We start from the raw sequence: 15,671 nt of genomic DNA on the forward strand, positions 1-15,671 counted from the left end.
CCAACCAGGCAGCCCCGGCTCGCCAGGCCGCGCCGCCCGGCAGGCAGCACCGCAGCGTCAGCAAGCGGCACCCGCTGTCGTGCCGCCGCCCGGCCAGACGAGCAGCGGCACGCTGGGCGATGCCATCGTGGCAGTGGTCAACAACGAAGTCATCACGCGCCGCGAGCTCGACGAGCGTGTGTCAACCGCGCGCGCCAGCCTGGCCGACCAAGGCATCCAGGCGCCCCCGCCGGACGTGCTGGACCGCCAGGTGCTGGACCGCGTCATCGCCGACACCGTCCAATTGCAGGAAGCCGATCGCATCGGTGTTCGCGTGTCGGACGACCAGATCGACATGACGATCCAGCGCATCGCCGAGCAGAACAATGCGTCGGTGGCGCAGATGCGTCAGCAGCTGGAGAAGGATGGCGTGGCCTGGAACGTCTATCGCGCCGACCTGCGCGATCAGATCCGCATGAACCGCGTGCGTGAGCAGGAGCTCGATCGCACGATCTTCGTGTCCGAATCCGAGATCGACGCCTTCCTCGCCGAGCAATCGGCGCAGCAGGGCCAGCCGGGTGCCCAGGCCGCGTCGGGCGCGCTGCAGCTCGCCCAGATCCTGGTGCGCGTGCCGGAAGGCTCCTCGCCCACGCAGATCGAGCAACTGCGCAACCGTGCCAACCAGTTGCTGGCCCAGGCGCGTGGCGGGGCGGATTTCGCCCAGCTCGCCGCGGCCTCGTCCGATGGTGACGAAGCCCTGCGCGGTGGCGACCTCGGTGCTCGCCCCACCGTGGGCTGGCCGGACGTGTTCGTGCGCGCCACCTCGCGCCTGCAACCGGGCCAGGTCAGTGACGTCGTGCAGAGCGGCAACGGCTTTCACATCCTGAAGGTCGTGGCACGCGAAGGGGGCTCGGCCCAGGCACCGGGCGGTCTGCTTGGGCCGGCCGGCCCGCAGCAAGTCACGCAGCATCGCGCGCGTCACATCCTGCTGCGCACCACCGCCGTGCGCAACGACGATCAGGCCCGCGCCCAGCTCGAACAGCTGCGCACGCGCATCACCCAGGGCGGCAGCGCCTTCGCCGACCTGGCCCGCCAGTATTCGGACGATGCCTCGGCGCCCCAGGGCGGCGATCTCGGCTGGCTCTCGCCGGGCGAGACGGTGCCTGAGTTCGAGAACGCCATGCAGAACCTGCAGCCCGGACAGGTGAGCCAGCCCGTGCGCTCGCAGTTCGGCTGGCATTTGATCGTGGTCGAGGACCGCCGCGTGCAGGACATCGGCGATCAATCCCGCCGCATGCAGGCGCGTCAGATCCTGTTCCAGCGCAAGCTGGAGCCGGCGTGGGCCGACTGGGTCGGCATGCTGCGCAGCCGCGCCTACGTCGACAACCGCCTGGAACGCGACGCACGCCTGTAAGCGTCCCGGCGCGCGCCAGCCCGTGCGCGCCGCCTCTGCCGGGTCGCACGGCCTCTTGGGCCGTGTCTTCTCCGGCGCGCCCGGGGCATCCGCTCGCTGCCCCGAGCCGATCAAGCCCACGCCCCAACATGACCGAGTCTCGTCCGCCCGCCTTCCTGCTGACCACGGGTGAGCCCGCGGGTGTGGGACCGGAGCTCTCCGTCGCCGCCGCCCGCCGGTTCGCGGCATCCGCCGACGGCAGCGCCCGTCTGGTCCTGGTCGGTGACGCTGGCCTCCTCGACACCACGGCAGCACGCGCCGGCGTCACGCTGCGCGAACTCCCTCACGTGGAGATGTTGCACGTGCCGCTGGCGGTGCCTGCCACGCCGGGCCAACTGGCCGTCGCCAACGGCCCCTATGTGGTGGCCACGCTGCAGGCGGCGGCCGACGCGGCACTGACGGGCACGGCCGACGCCATCGTGACGGCCCCTGTCCACAAGGGGGTGATCAGCGACGCGGGCATTCCCTTCTCAGGCCATACCGAGTACTTCCAGCATCACGCCGGCGTCGAGCAGGTGGTGATGCTGCTCGCGGGTGGCGGCCTGCGCGTGGCGCTCGCCACCACGCATCTGCCGCTGCGCGCCGTGCCGGATGCGATCACGCAGGAGGGGCTGGGCCGCGTCCTGCGCATTCTCCATGACGGCTTGCGGGATCGGTTTGGTCTGGCCACGCCGCGCATCGCGGTGTGCGGCCTCAATCCGCACGCGGGCGAGGGCGGGCACATGGGTCGCGAAGAGATCGACGTCATCGAGCCGGCGTTGCGCACGGCGCGGGCGGCGGGCATCGATGCGGCCGGGCCGTTCCCGGCCGACACGCTCTTCGTGCCGGCCCATGTGGCGCCCTTCGACGCGGTGCTGGCGATGTTCCATGACCAAGGCCTGCCGGTGTTGAAGCATGCGAGCTTCGGCCACGGCGTGAACATCACGCTGGGCCTGCCCTACCCGCGCACCTCGGTCGATCATGGCACCGCGCTGGACCTCGCGGGCCAGGGCGTCGCCGACCCCGGCAGTCTCTTCGAGGCGCTGGATCTCGCGGTGGAGATGGTGGCGCGCGGGCGACAGGCGCGACCCGCTACCGGGACCTGAGCCCGCGCCGTCAGGCCGAACACGATGTCGCGCCCCATTGCGCCGGCATCAGCCGCTGGTGGGCCGGCGATGCGGGCGCTGCGCCGGTGGCGACCTGCTCAGCCCAGCGCCTGGCGACGACGCAGCGCTGCGGCAAAGAGCCAGCCTGTGACCGGCACCAGCAAGGCGCCGGTGATCCATGGCGGCGTATGGCCGACGCGCTCGATCACCAGACCGCACACGGCCACGCCGATCGCCTGACCCACGAAGAGGCAGAACGCGAAGAGCGAGACCGCCGTGCCGCGCCATTCCGGCGCCATCTGCGTGGCGTGGGTCTGCAGGGTGTTGTGCAGCAGATAGGTGCCAAAGCCCGCAATGAAGGCGAGCGGGGCGCCCACCCACCAATCCGGCATCAGCCAGAGCGCGGCAAAAGCGCCGCCCACGAGCGCTCCGCCATAGCTCACCATCCGACGCTCGCCCAGGCGCTGCACGATGCGCCGGGCGAGGATCGCGTAGACGAGTCCGCCCACGGCATTGAGTGCCGTCACCGCGGCCGCCACCAGGATCGACACGCCGAAGCGGTCATGCAGATAGGTCGGCAGGAAGGCCAGCGGCCCGAGCAGGAAGAGGCCTTCGCACAGCACCGCCAGGAGGACGATGCGCGCCCAGGGCCGGCGCAGCACGTTGGCAAAGCGCGCCAGCGTGCCCAGTTGCGCGTCTGCGCTGGGGGCGGGGCTGGCCGTGCCGGCGTTCTGCCGCAGGTGCCGCAGCAGCAGAATCCCCACGACGAGGTTGCCCACGACGAAGCCTGTGAAGGCCCCGCGCCAGCCCAGTGTCGATTCGGCAAAGAGGCCGCCCACGAACTGCCCGACGATCATGCCGCTCAGGGTGCCCGTCAGAAAGCGCGCGAGCGTGGCCTGGCGCTGCTCATAGGGCAGGGCATCGCCGATCCAGGCCATGGCGAGCGGGATCACGCCGGCCGCGGCCATGCCCCACGCCACGCGCGCCACCACCAGCCACGTGAAGCTGGGCGACAGCACGGACGCGAGTGCCGCCACGGTGCTGCCGAAGACGGCGAGGCAGATCATCCGCGTCTTGCCGTAGCGGTCGGCAAGCGGGCCAGAGACCAGCTGCATGAGCCCGTAGGCCACGGCGAAGCCGGTGACGATCTGCGCGGCCTCGCCGAGCCCCACCCCGAAATCCAGCACCAGGCGGGGCAGGAGCGCGTCGGCCACGCGCAGCGCGGCCGAACTGAAGAAGGCCGCGCACGCGAGAAGAATGATCACACGTGCCGTGCCATCCGAGGCGGGGGCAGCGGGACCTGCCCCTGCGGCGCTCACGCGGCGATGCCGTAGCGGGCCCGATAGGCCAGCACAGCGTCGCGATAGGAGGCCGGTTCGCCACCCGTGGCGCCCAGATGCTGCTGGATGTCGTCCAGCGAGGCGATGCTGATCACAGGGATGCCGTAGGTCTTCTGTACGTCCTGCACGGCCGAGCCGTCCGAGAGCACCTCGGCGTTGCCCGCGCGCTCCATGCGGTCCAGGGCGATCAGCACGGCGGCGGGCTCGGCACCCGCGGCGCGGATGATGTCCACCGATTCACGCACCGAGGTGCCGGCGGTGATCACGTCGTCGATGATGACGACCTTGCCCTTCAACGGCGCGCCGATCAGCGTGCCGCCCTCGCCGTGGTCCTTGGCTTCCTTGCGGTTGAAGGCGAAGGGCATGTCCTTGCCGCCGCTGGCCAGTGCCATGGCCGTGGCCGCCGCCAGCGGAATGCCCTTGTAGGCTGGCCCGAACAGCATGTCGAAGCGCACGCCCGAGGCGAGCAGCGTCTCGGCGTAGAAGGCCGCGAGTCGGCCCAGCGTGGCGCCGGTGTTGAAGAGGCCGGCATTGAAGAAGTAGGGGCTGTCGCGTCCGGACTTGGTCTGGAAGCTGCCAAAGCGCAGCACGCCTTGCTCGATGGCGAATTGAACGAAGGTGGTGCGCAGGGAGGAGTCGGACATGGTGGGGGAGGTTGCTATCATCGTGACCGACATTTTATGCCGCCCCGGGCCCAGCCCCGGGGCGCCCCACCGGAGTCCCCTGTGCTGCGCATCGTCTCGCTCAACCTCAACGGCATTCGCTCGGCCTTTCGCAAGGGCCTGCAACCCTGGCTGGAACAGAGCGGTGCGCACATCGTCTGCCTGCAGGAACTGAAGGCCCACGAGGCCGACATCAGTGAGGACCTGCGCAATCCGCCCGGCTACACCGGCCATTTCTTTGCGGCCCAGAAGAAGGGCTACAGCGGCGTCGGCCTCTACGTGCGCGATGCGTGCGATCGCGTGGTCAACGGCTTCGAGGTGGAAGAGTTCGATGCCGAAGGCCGCATCATCCGCGCGGATTGGCCCGCGCTGTCGGTGGTGAGCGCCTACCTGCCCTCAGGCAGCAGCGGTGAGGAACGCCAGGCTGCCAAGTACCGCTTCCTGGATGGCTTCGGCCCCTGGATGGACACGCTGATGCAGGAGCATCGGGAGACCGGGCGCGAGTTCATCATCTGCGGCGACTGGAACATCGCCCACAAGGAGATCGATCTCAAGAACTGGCGCAGCAACCAGAAGAACTCGGGCTTCCTGCCCGAGGAACGCGCCTGGCTCACGCACGTGTTCGAGGAGCGCGGCTTCGTGGACGTGTTCCGGGTGCTGGATGATCGGGCCGAGCAATACACCTGGTGGAGCAACCGCGGCCAGGCCTGGGCCAAGAACGTAGGCTGGCGTCTGGATTACCAGATCGCCACGCCGGGCATTGCCGCGAAGGCGCGCGCCGCCTCGATCTACAAGGACGAGCGCTTCTCGGACCACGCGCCGCTCATCATCGATTACGAGGCCAGCCTCACGACGTGAGTCGTGCGCAGTGCGCTGCCACGGTGATGCTGGTGACACAACCGAGCCTGGCCCGCGCCGGTCAGATGCTGCGCAGGTTGACCCGCTTGGACAGCGCCTCGGCGCTCTCGCGCCGCTCGCTGTAGCGGTCTACCAGGTAGCCCGCGCAGTCGCGGGTCAGCAGCGTGAACTTCACCAGTTCCTCCATCACGTCCACCACGCGCTCATAGTAGGGCGAGGGCTTCATGCGACCGTCCTCCTCGAACTCGGCGAAGGCCTTGGCCACAGACGATTGATTGGGGATGGTCAGCATGCGCATCCAACGGCCCAGCACGCGCAATTGGTTGACCGCGTTAAAAGATTGCGAACCGCCTGACACCTCCATGACGGCCAGCGTCTTGCCTTGCGTGGGCCGTACCGATCCTACCGACAGGGGTATCCAATCGATCTGCGACTTCAGGATGCCGGTCATGGCGCCGTGGCGCTCGGGAGAGCACCACACCATGCCCTCGGACCACTGCGCCAGGTCGCGCAGCTCCTGCACCTTGGGGTGATCCTCCGGTGCGCCATCGGGCTGCGGCAGGCCGCGTGGATCGAAAATGCGTGGCTCGGCGCCCAAGGCTTGCAGCAGCCGGGCCGCTTCCTCCGTCACGAGCCGGCTGTAGGAGCGCTCACGTACCGAACCGTAGAGCAGCAGGATGCGCGGTGGATGGGTCGCGCGCTCGGCTGGCAGCAGCTGCGCCAGCGTAGGGCGGTGAAAGCTGTCCGCATCGACGTGTAGTAGCTCAGGGTTTTGCAATGCGTACTCCCTTGGCGTCAATGACGGCCTCGCCGTCCTCCTTGGTGAAGGCACCTTGCTGTGGCTGCGGCAGCAGATCCAGCACGGCTTCCGAAGGGCGGCACAGCCGCGTGCCCAGCGGCGTCACGACGATGGGTCGGTTGATGAGGATGGGTTCCTGCACCATGACGTCGATCAATTGCGCGTCGGTCCACGAGACGTCGTCCAGGCCTAGCGCCTCGTAAGGCGTGCCCTTCCTGCGCAGCAGCGCGCGCGGCGCGATGCCCATGGCATCGATCAACTGGACAAGCGTGTCCCGGTCGGGCGGCGTCTTCAGGTATTCGATGACCTGGGGTTCCTCGCCACTGTTGCGGATCATCGCCAGCACGTTGCGCGACGTGCCGCAGGCGGGGTTGTGGTAGATCGTGACGTTGCTCATGGTGGATTCTCTGTCGAACGGTAGAGGTGCTCAGCCCAGACTCAGAAGCAGGGCCAGCGCTCATCGATCGGCCGTAGCCTCTCAACAGCGGCAGTCGGCTGCCGCGTCGGTGATCGAACACGCCGCGCCCTCACAGCAGTTCTCGGTGAGGTAGCCCAACAGCGCTTCCATCGTGGTGAACGAGGCCCGATAGATCAGATTGCGGCCCTGGCGTTCCTGCGTCACCAGGCCGGCATGCGCCAGCTCCTTGAGGTGGAACGACAGCGTGTTGCCAGCCACCTCCAAGTGCTCGGCCAGTGCGCCCGGGGTCAGGCCCTCGGGGCCAGCAACGACTAGAGCGCGGAACAGGCGCAGGCGTAGTGCCTGCGCGAGCGCAGCGAGAGATCGCACGGCATCGGTTTCTTTCATAAATCAATAATACAACGAATATCGAAATAAAAATCAACGGTTTCTACATCGCTTATGACAGGCAGGGTATGGACGTGTTCGACCGCGCTGGATGCCGTTTAACAGGCGGCTCAGCGAGACCTATTGATGATCGAGCGGGCGCCCCGGCGTCGCGCTCAGGCCGTCGACGGCGCTGGCCAGCAGACGCGGGACGATGTAGCGTCGATGCGCCGCGTCGATGAGGCGCAGATACAGCCTGCCGAAGGCGTTGCGGCACGAGACGCGATTGCCGAGCGAGAACTCCAGGCTGCCGTCGCGGCAGCGGCGCACGCCCACGCAGGTGCGAAAGCGCAAGTGCCAGTCGTCGGCGCCCAGCAGCACCTGGGCGCTGCGGCCGTCGTCGGCGACCTGCATGGCGTGCACGGGGAAGCGGTCCGCAAAGCGATGGGCCGGCGCGGTGTCGAGCAGTGAGGAGACCGGGCAGGCGAGCGGCGAGGTACGCAGCCGCCACGGCCGCGCGAGTCGGTTGCGCAGCGCCATGAGTCGGCTCACGCCAGGATGGCGGTGGGTGAGGAAAGCTTCGAGCAGGGCTTCCAGCCAATCGGCGGTTGTGAGGCTATCGGTGCCCACTCGCACGCGCACGGTGAAGTGGTCCTCGTGATGCGTGGCTTCGCCAGCGAAGGCGGTGTGCAGCAGGCTCTGCGCCGGCGCCTGCGGGTGCGCCTGCACGCGATGGGCAGGCTTCTGGCTGACGAAGCCGGGGCGGCCGCGCCATTGCGCCAGGGTGCCGCGCAGCAGGCCCAGCGAGGCCCGCAGCGGGGCGCAGGCGGCTTCGGCCCAGCTGCCGGGGCGCGCATCGAAGGCCAGTGCGGTGACCGGCACGGCGGCGAGCGCGTCGGGATGGGCGGCCAGATGATCCTGCACGGCGGGTGGCAGGAGTTCGGTCAACGCCGGGATGTCGCCATCGTCGCGCAGGACGCGGTCGCGTAGCGCGGGCGCGAGTGCGCCGCCCAGTTCGTTGGTGTGGGTGGACAAGGCAAAGAAAGCCGGATGGCGGGTGGCCGCGCGGCGCGGCACGAACTGATGCCAGATGCCGCCCGGAAAGCGTGCGGTGAAGAGGCAGTCCGGCGGAATGTCCACATGCCGAAGACGGCGCACGAAGCTCGCCGGGTCGACGGCCAGCTCCTCAGGCGTTGCGGTGGAAAAGCGCAGCCGCGCGCCGGCGCTGCCCGAGACAGCCGTGAAGACGCGGTGGCCGACATGACAGTGGAAGGGGTGACCCTGGGGCCCGACGCCAAAGGTGTAGAGCGCCGTGGCATCACCCCGGGCGAAGTCCGTGGCACCCAACCGGGCGGAGGGCTCGTCCAGCGCGTCGATGAAGCCGTCATGGTGTTGCTGGCAAGCATGCGCTTCCCAGAAGAGTTGCGTGCCAGCGCCTGGCCCCAGCCGGCTCACCAGGTTGATCTCGATCGGTACGCGATGCGATCCGGTGGGCAGGCTCACCGCAGGAAAGGTGTGCGTGCGACGGGTGTGCCAGAGCGCGGCGGGCGGGGGCGAGAGCGTGGCCATGGCGGGCTCCTAGCTTCCTGACTTGGTCTGCGCACGCGTGCGGGCCAGCGCCGCGCTTTCCTTCTTGATCGGGCCGCCCACTGGGCAGAAGTCCACGAGGAAGTTGTGCAGCGTGGCGAGCATGTTGTCGTTGGCCAGCTGGTAGTGCACGAACTGTCCGCGCTTTTCGCGGCTCACCAGCCCGGCGTTCTCGAGGATCTGCAAATGTTTGGACAAAGACGGTTTGCTCATCGCAAAGCGCTCGGCGATCTCGCCGGCAGTGAGCGACGTCTCTGACAGATAGGCAAGGATCTGTCGGCGAGGCGTGGAGGCGAGGGCGGCAAAGACGGCGTCGGCTTTCATAAGGCCTATTGTATTTAGCTAATTAGCTAAATACAAGCGCGCATCGGTGCCAGGGTGTGACGCGCGAAGCTGAAGGGGAAAGCGGTGCGGGCCACCTGCTGGAATGCTGCCAGGCAGCCCGCGTCAGTCTTGGCGGCGCATCGGCACTGACGCGCCGACGCGCAGGCTCAGCGGCTGTCCCGACGCGCCTGAGCGCGCTGGTTCGAGGAGCGCTGATGGGCGCTGATCGTGCGCGCCCGAGGCTGGGTTGCCACGGCCTTGGGTTCGACGGCGGAGTCGGCGAGGCTCTGGTTGCGACGGGTCGTCTTGCCCGCACGCTTGGCGGCCTTGGCCGGCGCCTTGCCAGAGGTCTTGGCCGCGGCCTTCTTGGCAGACGCCTTGCGGGCGGCAGCCTTCTTCGCCACGGCTTTCTTCACAGCCTTCTTCAAGCCGCTGGCCGAGGACGCCACCGGCACCTGCTTCTGCGCCTTGGCAAAGTCCAGATCCTCCTGGCGCTCGATCTTGGCCAGACGGTCCTCGAAGCGCACCACGACTTCGGCGAGGATCTCTTCCTTCTGCTGGGTGCGCTGATTGGCCGTGCCGCGCGAACCACCCTTGCTGCCGGCCGTGTCGCGCATGGCGACGCGCTGGCGGCGATAGAGGTCACGATACTTGTCGCGCAGTTTGCGCGCTCGCTCGAGTTTGCCGCGGACGGTGGTTTTGTCGAGCGTACGGACCACATTCGAGCGGCCCGCATCGAACAGGGTCAACTCGGCAGCGGTGAGCAGCTTCTGCGCTTGGGTTCGCGTGTAGGCCATGCTGGGTTCTCCTTATAGCGATACGAATCGCGAGCTCAGCAATTTGCTTGCCCGGCCCATGGACGGCAGGTGCGTGCCAAGGCGCAGAGCCAGGCCGCATGCGGCTCTCAGGCCATGCCCACCGACACGGGGCGATCTGCACCCTTCACATAGGGGTAGCGGGGCGAGGCATCCAGGAAGTCATGAAAGTGCACCACCGTGCCGCTTTCCCGCACCAGCACCACGGCGTAGCCCGGTGGCTCCATGACCGTGGTGGCAGGCCCTTGCAACGCGAGGTCCAGCGCGTGTTGATGATGCGTGCCACGCACAGTGGAGAAGGCCATGCCATGCCATGTGCCGGCCGAGGGGCGATGCACATGACCGCTGAACACGTGTCGCACGTTGCCATGCCGGCGCAGGAGGTCCAGCAACTGCGGGCCTTCGCGCAGCCGCAGCCAGTCCATCGAATCCAGCCCGATCTCCATTGCGGGATGGTGCGAGAAGAGATGGACATTGCGGCCTGCCAGCGCGGCGAGCCGGTCGTCGAGCCATTGCAGGCGGGCCGCGCAGAGCCGGCCTTCGTGGGTGCCGGCAGTGAGCGTGTCGAGAAAGACGAGGGCCGTATCGCCGATCTCATGGACGGATTGCACGAAGCCCCGGGCATCCACGGGCATGTCGGGAAAGACCTGGCGGAAGGTCTCGCGGTGGTCGTGGTTGCCCAGGAGCAGACGCACCGGCACGCGCAGCGGCCGCAGGAGCTCGGCCAGTTGGCGGTAGGCGGCTTCGTCGCCATCGTGCGTGAGATCACCGGTGATCACGCACAGCGCCGCGTCGGTATGGTGGCGATTGATGTCGTCCACGCAGGACGCAAGATGGTTGGACGGATCCGCGCCGAAGAGCGTATGGCCCGGGGGCACGATGTGCAGATCGGACAGGTGCAGGAGTTTCATGGTCGATGGTCTTGGATTGCGCCGTGTTCAGCGGATGCCTGCGCGCAGGAAGGCCTGCAGGAACTGGCGCTGGAAGATCAGAAAGCCCACCAGCAGCGGCGCGATCGTCATGAGCGTGGCAGCACTGATGAGGGAGATGTCCACGCCGCTTTCGGGCGCGCCAAAGAGCGATAGCCCCACGGTGAGCGGACGCGTCTCAGGCGAACTCGTCACCACGAGCGGCCAGAGGAAGTTGTTCCAGTGGGTGGAGACGGACACCAGCGCATAGGCCAGGTACGTGGGGCGCGCGGCAGGCACGTAGACGCGCCAGAGCACGCCCAGCGTGCCGCAGCCTTCCACGCGGGCCGCGTCCTCGAGCTCCTGCGGCACCTGCTTGAAGGCCTGGCGCAAGAGGAAGATGCCGAAGGCGCTCGCCATGTAGGGCAGGCCCATTCCGAACAGCGAATCGAGCAGGCCCAGGCGCGCCGTCATCGCGTAGTTCTCCACGATGAGCACCTCGGGCAGCACGAAGAGCTGCAGCAGGATGACGAGAAAGAGCAAGTCACGGCCGCGGAAGGTGAAGCGCGCGAACGCGTAGGCGGCGAGCGTGCACAGCACCAGCTGGCCGATGAGGATGAGACTCACCAGGCCGAAGGTGTTGACGAGATACTGCAGCCACGGCGCCGCGGCCCAGGCGCGCCGAAGGTTGTCGAGCGTCCAGCCGGCGGTGAGATCGAAGGCCAGCGTGGCCTGCGGGGTGTGGAAGGCGGCCCAGAAGGCAAAGAGCAGCGGCGAGATCCAGGCGAGCGCGAGGATCCACGCGCCGACGGTATCGAGCAGGGCCGCGAGATCGAGGCGCCGGGCAGGGTTGTCTTGGGGCAGGGCGGCCGTAGTCATCGGTAATGGGTGCGGCGTTCGAGGACAAAGAATTGCAGGGCGGCGAGCACGCCGAGCAGCGTCAGCAGGATGACGGTGAGCACGGCAGCCGACGGTCGATCCAGGTAGGCGAAGGCGTTCTCCCACACCCAGTACAGCAAGAGCTTGGAGGCATTGTTGGGCCCGCCCTTGGTCAGCACGAAGAGGTGGTCGATGAGCTTGACGGCATTGATGAGGGCGTTGACGGCCACGAAGATCGTCGTGGGCATGAGCAGCGGCAGCACCACGCGGCGCAGGGTCTGCCAGCGGCTGGCACCCTCGATGCGGGCGGCTTCCTGCAGGTCCGGCGGGATGGTCTGCAGCGCGGCGAGATAGAAGATCATGAAGAAGCCCGCCTCCTTCCAGATCGTCACGGCCATCACGGCCCACAGCGCGGTCTCGGGCTGGCCGAGCCAGTTCGTCGAGCTGATGCCGAAGAGGGCGGTGATGCGATCCAGCACGCCCAGGCCCGGCGTGTAGAAGAACAGCCACAGGTTGGCTGCCGCGATCATGGGCAGCATGGCGGGCGTGAAGTAGGCCACGCGCACCCAGGCGCGTCCGGTGATCTTCGCGTTGGCCCAGAGGGCCATGGCCAGCGCCAGCACGATGGACAGAGGGATCGTCACCGCGGCATAGAGCAGGTTGTTCTGCGCGACCTGCCAGAAGGTCGGGTCGGCGAGCATCGTGGCGTAGTTGTCCAGGCCGACGAACACTGGCTCGCGCCGCGCCGTGCCGCGCGAGAAGAGGCTGGCCCACAGGGTGTTGACGGCCGGGATGAAGGCAAAGAGCGTGAGCAGCACGAGCGCCGGGCTAAGCAGCATCCAGGCATACATCACGTGGCGCCGTTGCGCGTGGCGGGCGAAGTCGTCGGTCATGGCAGCAGGCTCGCGGCCTGGGCGGCCGCGAGCATCAACGAGGTCAGCGGTAGGGCTTGAGCAGGCGCTCGGCAGTCGCCTGAGCGCCGTCCAGGGCTTCCTTCGGCGTGCTCGAGCCGGTCAGCGCGGCCTGCACGGCGTTGGAGAGCGCTTCACGCACGCGAGCCGTCTCGTAGGTGGCGAATTCCGGGATCGCCACGTCGAGCTGGTCGCGTGCGACGATGGCCTGCGGGAAGCCCTTGGCGTACTCCTGCATCACCGGCGTCTCATAGGCTGCCGGGCTCACGGCCACGTAGCCTGTGGCGATGGACCAGTCCGCCGCGCGCTCAGGCGCCGTCATGAAGCGGATGAAGCGCAGCGAGGCGGCCTTCTCGGCCTCGGTAGCGCCCTTGAAAAGATAGAAGTTGCCGCCGCCCGTGGGCGAGCCGGGCTGCTTGTTGGCAGGCAGCATGGCGACGCCGAAGTCGAACTTGGCCTCGTTGCGCACGGCAGTGAGGTTGCCGGTGGTGTGCCACATCATGGCCGTGCGGCCTTGCACGAAGGCCTGGCGCAGCGTGCCCCATTCGATGGTGCCGCCGGGCATCACCTCATGCTTGGCTGCCATGTCGCGCCAGAACTGCAGGGCTTCGACGGCGCCCGGCTGATTCAGCGACACCTCGGTGCCTTCCGTGTTCATGAGCGTGGCGCCGTTCTGGATGGCCAGCGCCTGGAACATCCAGTAGGGGTAGCCCGTGGACGGGATCATGATGCCGTGACGGCCGTTGCCCGAGAGCTTCTGGGCGGCGGCGAGCATGTCCTGCCAGGTGGCGGGCGGCGCGTCCGGGTTCAGGCCGGCCTCGCGGAACATGTCCTTGTTGTAGTACATGACGATGGTCGAACGCTGGAACGGGATGCCCCAGACGTGGCCGTCCAGCGTGCCGTTGGCCATCAGCGCCGGGTAGAAGCTTTCCACCCAGGCCTTGTCCTCGGCTGTCTGCGCGAGGGTGTCGAAGGGCTCGATGAGGCCTTGTTCGACGAGATCGTGCGTGTCGAGCGCGCCCAGTACCGACAATTGCGCCGGCTCACCGCCACGGATGGCCGACAGCGCGCGGATGCGGGTCTCGTCGTAGTTGCCGGCGTACACGGCGCGCACCTGCACGTCCGGATTGGCCTTGTGGAAGTCGGCGATCATGCCGTCCACCACCTGCGTGAGCGGGCCGCCCACGGCCACGGGGTAGTACATGGTGAGCGAGGTGGGCTGTGCGGCTGCGGCCGGAGCCGCGAAGGCAGCGGCGCACAGGGCCGCGCCTGCCGTTTTCAAGATCGATGCCAGCATGGAGACACTCCTGGGGGTGACGCCGGCCGTGGCCAGCGGGGAAAGCGGTTGCGGATCAGAGACCCGTGGGGAGCAGGGCCTGGCCGGAGGCCGTGTCGAAGAGTCGGGTGTGGGCAGGCGACCAGCGCAGCCCCACGTGGCTGCCAATGACCGCCGACGTGCCGCGCGGTGCGCGCACGATGACCGGCTCGCCCCGTGCGGGGCGCACGTACACGAAGGCGTCGGCACCCTGGAACTCGTGGTCGATGACGTGAGCAGAGACGGCGTCCTCGCCTGGCTCGCCCAGGCGCATGTGCTCGGGGCGGATGCCCAGCGTGGCGCGGGCGCGCGCCTGACCGCCTGGCCAGAGCGGCGCGGGCACCTGGTCCGCCGCGAAGAGCATCATGGCCGGGCTGCCGATGAAGCCGGCCACGAAGGTGGAGGCCGGTGCGTCGTACAGCGCCTGTGGCGTGCCCTGCTGCTCGATGCGCCCCCCATGCATCAGCACGACGCGATCGGCCATGCCCATGGCTTCGGTCTGGTCGTGCGTGACGTAGACCACCGTCATGCCCAGACGCCGCTGCAGGGTCTTGATCTCCTGGCGCACGGATTGGCGTAGCCGGGCATCGAGGTTGGACAGCGGCTCGTCCATCAGACAGAGCCGGTGCCCGGCGGCCAGGGCCCGGGCGAGCGCCACGCGCTGCTGCTGCCCGCCGGAGAGCGCGGCGGGCTTGCGGGTGAGGAGGTTCTCCAGGCCGGTCAGCGCCGCGACCTCGGCGAGCCGGGCGCGGCGCTCTGCAGACGACGTGCCGCGCACCCGCAGACCGAACACGATGTTCTCGGCCACGGTCAGATGCGGAAAGAGCGCATAGGACTGGAACACCATCGACAGGCCACGCTCGGCCGGCGACAGATGCGTGGCGTCCCGGCCGTGGATCCAGACCTGGCCGGCGTCCGGCGGCTCCAGGCCGGCGATCAGGCGCAAGGTGGTGGATTTGCCGCAGCCTGAGGGTCCGAGCAAGGCCACGAACTCGCCCTCCTCGACGGTGAGGTCCAGACCGTCGATGGCGCGCGTGCCGCGCCAGGCCTTGGCCACGCCGACCAGTCGCAGGGCGGGCGTGCCGGCCACGCGCGGAGGTGTCGCAACGGGCAAGGTATCGGCTCGCGGCACGGGCAGGTCCAGGGGCAGGGTGGTCTGGAGGGCGGTGTCACGCAGGGTCAGCATGAGGCGGCTCCCGTGAGAACGAGATCGGTGGACGGCGCGAGATGTTCGGTCCAGCCCAGGCCTGGGTCGGCATCGGTGACGAGGACTGCCGCCTCGGACAGATGGCCCCCGCGCACCGGGGCATGACGACCGAACTTGGAGGCGTCGGCCACCAGGATGGGCACGCGGCAGCTCTCGCGCAGCGCCTGGCGCGATGCGGCTTCCGCGTGGTCGAAGTCGAGCAGGGTGCCGTCGGTGTCGATGCCGCCCACGCCATAGATGCCGAAGTCGGCGCGGTAGCGGCGAAAGAGCGCGTCGGCGGCCTCGCCCAGCACTTCGGGGTTGGGCTTGCGCAGCGAGCCGCCGGCCATGACGACACCCACCGTGGGATTGGCGGCGAACGTCAGCGCCACGCGCAGATTGTTGGTGACGACCATGAGCCCTTCGTGGCGGGCGAGCGCCACGGCCACCTGTTCCGGGGTGGTGCCGATGCCGAGCAGCAGACTCGCTCCCGCAGGGATGCGCGCGGCCACGGCCAGGCCGATGCGCATCTTGGCCTGCAGGTGGTTCACGCGCCGCGTGTCATAGGGCACGTTGGTGGAGGCCGGCACGAGCTCGGCACCCCCATGGCGACGGCGCAAGAGGTTCGCGTCGCTCAGGACATTGATGTCGCGACGGATCGTCTGCGGTGTGACGCGAAAGCGCTCGGCGAGGCCTTCGACAGTGACGGAGCCCTGGGCGCGACACAGGGCGACGATGGCATCATGGCGACCTTGCAGGTTCATGTGGGCACGGCATCCGGTTCAT

The 15,671-nt window shown here is 68.4% G+C and carries 17 protein-coding genes; 3 read left to right on the plus strand and 14 right to left on the minus strand.

Annotated elements, in window-relative coordinates; all coding sequences use genetic code 11:
* Both IMZ29_RS15675 and pdxA read left to right on the plus strand, forming a co-directional pair.
* Positions 1 to 1,393: peptidylprolyl isomerase (locus tag IMZ29_RS15675; RefSeq protein WP_216185817.1), on the plus strand; the 1,393-nt coding region annotated here is incomplete at its 5' end.
* 128 nt (positions 1,394 to 1,521) lie between these two features.
* A complete protein-coding gene (pdxA, locus tag IMZ29_RS15680) occupies positions 1,522 to 2,517 on the plus strand; it encodes a 4-hydroxythreonine-4-phosphate dehydrogenase PdxA (protein ID WP_216185819.1) in 996 nt (331 codons plus the stop codon).
* A 98-nt stretch (positions 2,518 to 2,615) separates the two neighbouring features.
* Here pdxA and IMZ29_RS15685 read toward each other — a convergent pair whose 3' ends face one another.
* Both IMZ29_RS15685 and pyrE read right to left on the minus strand, forming a co-directional pair.
* Positions 2,616 to 3,782, minus strand: coding sequence for an MFS transporter (locus tag IMZ29_RS15685; RefSeq protein WP_371820305.1), 1,167 nt, complete (start codon positions 3,780 to 3,782; stop codon positions 2,616 to 2,618).
* Positions 3,783 to 3,832: 50 nt separating this feature from the next.
* Positions 3,833 to 4,501 carry an orotate phosphoribosyltransferase gene (gene pyrE / locus IMZ29_RS15690; RefSeq protein WP_371820306.1) on the minus strand — a complete coding sequence of 223 codons (669 nt, stop codon included), beginning with the start codon at positions 4,499 to 4,501 and terminating at the stop codon, positions 3,833 to 3,835.
* A gap of 81 nt (positions 4,502 to 4,582) precedes the next feature.
* Here pyrE and IMZ29_RS15695 point away from each other — a divergent pair, with 81 nt between their 5' ends.
* Complete coding sequence (locus IMZ29_RS15695; protein ID WP_216185825.1) at positions 4,583 to 5,377, plus strand: exodeoxyribonuclease III; 795 nt, start codon at positions 4,583 to 4,585, stop codon at positions 5,375 to 5,377.
* A gap of 61 nt (positions 5,378 to 5,438) precedes the next feature.
* Here the strand turns inward: IMZ29_RS15695 and arsH are convergent, their stop codons facing one another.
* The 12 genes from arsH to IMZ29_RS15755 form a co-directional block, all read right to left on the minus strand.
* Positions 5,439 to 6,155 (minus strand): arsenical resistance protein ArsH, encoded by a 717-nt coding sequence (gene arsH, locus IMZ29_RS15700; RefSeq protein ID WP_216185827.1) that lies wholly within the window; start codon positions 6,153 to 6,155, stop codon positions 5,439 to 5,441.
* Complete coding sequence (gene arsC, locus IMZ29_RS15705) at positions 6,142 to 6,573, minus strand: arsenate reductase (glutaredoxin) (protein ID WP_216185829.1); 432 nt, start codon at positions 6,571 to 6,573, stop codon at positions 6,142 to 6,144. The genes arsH and arsC overlap by 14 nt, the downstream gene beginning before the upstream one ends.
* Before the next feature lie 81 nt (positions 6,574 to 6,654).
* On the minus strand, positions 6,655 to 6,981 hold the full coding sequence (locus IMZ29_RS15710; RefSeq protein WP_216185831.1) for an ArsR/SmtB family transcription factor: 327 nt from the start codon (positions 6,979 to 6,981) through the stop codon (positions 6,655 to 6,657).
* Between the two features lie 120 nt (positions 6,982 to 7,101).
* Positions 7,102 to 8,529 (minus strand): DUF2867 domain-containing protein, encoded by a 1,428-nt coding sequence (locus IMZ29_RS15715; protein ID WP_216185833.1) that lies wholly within the window; start codon positions 8,527 to 8,529, stop codon positions 7,102 to 7,104.
* A gap of 9 nt (positions 8,530 to 8,538) precedes the next feature.
* Entirely contained in the window at positions 8,539 to 8,871 is a 333-nt protein-coding gene (locus IMZ29_RS15720; RefSeq protein WP_216185835.1) for a metalloregulator ArsR/SmtB family transcription factor, read from the minus strand.
* A 167-nt stretch (positions 8,872 to 9,038) separates the two neighbouring features.
* Positions 9,039 to 9,668: a hypothetical protein gene (locus IMZ29_RS15725; RefSeq protein WP_216185837.1), complete on the minus strand. Its 630-nt coding sequence runs from the start codon at positions 9,666 to 9,668 to the stop codon at positions 9,039 to 9,041.
* Positions 9,669 to 9,775: 107 nt separating this feature from the next.
* On the minus strand, positions 9,776 to 10,597 hold the full coding sequence (locus tag IMZ29_RS15730) for a phosphodiesterase (protein WP_216185839.1): 822 nt from the start codon (positions 10,595 to 10,597) through the stop codon (positions 9,776 to 9,778).
* A gap of 27 nt (positions 10,598 to 10,624) precedes the next feature.
* Entirely contained in the window at positions 10,625 to 11,473 is an 849-nt protein-coding gene (locus tag IMZ29_RS15735; RefSeq protein ID WP_216185841.1) for a carbohydrate ABC transporter permease, read from the minus strand.
* Positions 11,470 to 12,366 (minus strand): carbohydrate ABC transporter permease, encoded by an 897-nt coding sequence (locus IMZ29_RS15740; protein WP_216185843.1) that lies wholly within the window; start codon positions 12,364 to 12,366, stop codon positions 11,470 to 11,472. The genes IMZ29_RS15735 and IMZ29_RS15740 overlap by 4 nt, the downstream gene beginning before the upstream one ends.
* 43 nt (positions 12,367 to 12,409) lie before the next feature.
* A complete protein-coding gene (locus IMZ29_RS15745) occupies positions 12,410 to 13,681 on the minus strand; it encodes an ABC transporter substrate-binding protein (RefSeq protein ID WP_216185845.1) in 1,272 nt (423 codons plus the stop codon).
* A gap of 55 nt (positions 13,682 to 13,736) precedes the next feature.
* Positions 13,737 to 14,885, minus strand: coding sequence for an ABC transporter ATP-binding protein (locus IMZ29_RS15750; RefSeq protein WP_216185847.1), 1,149 nt, complete (start codon positions 14,883 to 14,885; stop codon positions 13,737 to 13,739).
* Positions 14,879 to 15,649 (minus strand): DeoR/GlpR family DNA-binding transcription regulator, encoded by a 771-nt coding sequence (locus IMZ29_RS15755; RefSeq protein WP_216185849.1) that lies wholly within the window; start codon positions 15,647 to 15,649, stop codon positions 14,879 to 14,881. Before IMZ29_RS15755 ends, IMZ29_RS15750 begins: the two co-directional genes overlap by 7 nt.
* Between the last annotated feature and the right edge of the window lie 22 nt (positions 15,650 to 15,671).

The sequence above is a fragment of the Verticiella alkaliphila genome, assembly GCF_018904615.1.
Taxonomy (GTDB): domain Bacteria; phylum Pseudomonadota; class Gammaproteobacteria; order Burkholderiales; family Burkholderiaceae_B; genus Verticiella; species Verticiella alkaliphila.

What these genes read in the sequence shown, in the direction of transcription:
- pdxA (WP_216185819.1), top strand. Translation starts at nt 1,522, where the DNA reads ATGACCGAGTCTCGTCCGCCCGCCTTCCTGCTGACCACGGGTGAGCCC.
- pyrE (WP_371820306.1), bottom strand. Translation starts at nt 4,501, where the DNA reads ATGTCCGACTCCTCCCTGCGCACCACCTTCGTTCAATTCGCCATCGAG.
- arsC (WP_216185829.1), bottom strand. Translation starts at nt 6,573, where the DNA reads ATGAGCAACGTCACGATCTACCACAACCCCGCCTGCGGCACGTCGCGC.
- IMZ29_RS15710 (WP_216185831.1), bottom strand. Translation starts at nt 6,981, where the DNA reads ATGAAAGAAACCGATGCCGTGCGATCTCTCGCTGCGCTCGCGCAGGCA.
- IMZ29_RS15715 (WP_216185833.1), bottom strand. Translation starts at nt 8,529, where the DNA reads ATGGCCACGCTCTCGCCCCCGCCCGCCGCGCTCTGGCACACCCGTCGC.
- IMZ29_RS15720 (WP_216185835.1), bottom strand. Translation starts at nt 8,871, where the DNA reads ATGAAAGCCGACGCCGTCTTTGCCGCCCTCGCCTCCACGCCTCGCCGA.
- IMZ29_RS15725 (WP_216185837.1), bottom strand. Translation starts at nt 9,668, where the DNA reads ATGGCCTACACGCGAACCCAAGCGCAGAAGCTGCTCACCGCTGCCGAG.
- IMZ29_RS15730 (WP_216185839.1), bottom strand. Translation starts at nt 10,597, where the DNA reads ATGAAACTCCTGCACCTGTCCGATCTGCACATCGTGCCCCCGGGCCAT.
- IMZ29_RS15735 (WP_216185841.1), bottom strand. Translation starts at nt 11,473, where the DNA reads ATGACTACGGCCGCCCTGCCCCAAGACAACCCTGCCCGGCGCCTCGAT.
- IMZ29_RS15740 (WP_216185843.1), bottom strand. Translation starts at nt 12,366, where the DNA reads ATGACCGACGACTTCGCCCGCCACGCGCAACGGCGCCACGTGATGTAT.
- IMZ29_RS15745 (WP_216185845.1), bottom strand. Translation starts at nt 13,681, where the DNA reads ATGCTGGCATCGATCTTGAAAACGGCAGGCGCGGCCCTGTGCGCCGCT.
- IMZ29_RS15750 (WP_216185847.1), bottom strand. Translation starts at nt 14,885, where the DNA reads ATGCTGACCCTGCGTGACACCGCCCTCCAGACCACCCTGCCCCTGGAC.
- IMZ29_RS15755 (WP_216185849.1), bottom strand. Translation starts at nt 15,649, where the DNA reads ATGAACCTGCAAGGTCGCCATGATGCCATCGTCGCCCTGTGTCGCGCC.